Consider the following 353-nt stretch of genomic DNA (forward strand, 5'->3'; position numbering starts at 1 on the left):
GATAAGCAATATTTGGCCATATTCGAACAACGCATTGGTGCGAACCTGCCTGATTTATATAAACATTTTTTATTAAGATTTGGTGCTGCACGTATATCCAAAGCAAAAGTTGATTTGCTCGATACCGATGGAAAAGCGTTCAGCGATGAATCGTATGAAGTGGGGATGGTTGAAGTTGGAGTATTCTATGCTGCATCGTTTCGTGAGACAGGAAAACCCAGCAATGGATTACTGGATCGTGATTCTCTCAACGAGCAATATAGCGAATATACCTTAGATTACGGGCTAGACCCCGACTACATTCCTATCGCCGACGGTCATGCCAATAATATTTTTTTAATGAAGGTAAAAGG

General features: G+C 40.8%; 1 protein-coding gene. It reads left to right on the forward strand.

The features are described 5' to 3' along the window. Positions 1–353, forward strand: a 353-nt coding sequence (locus Q4519_RS21770; RefSeq protein ID WP_303516033.1) for an SMI1/KNR4 family protein, incomplete at both ends; no start/stop codon positions are given.

This window comes from Motilimonas sp. 1_MG-2023, from assembly GCF_030547455.1.
Classification (GTDB): domain Bacteria; phylum Pseudomonadota; class Gammaproteobacteria; order Enterobacterales; family CBDFNC01; genus Motilimonas.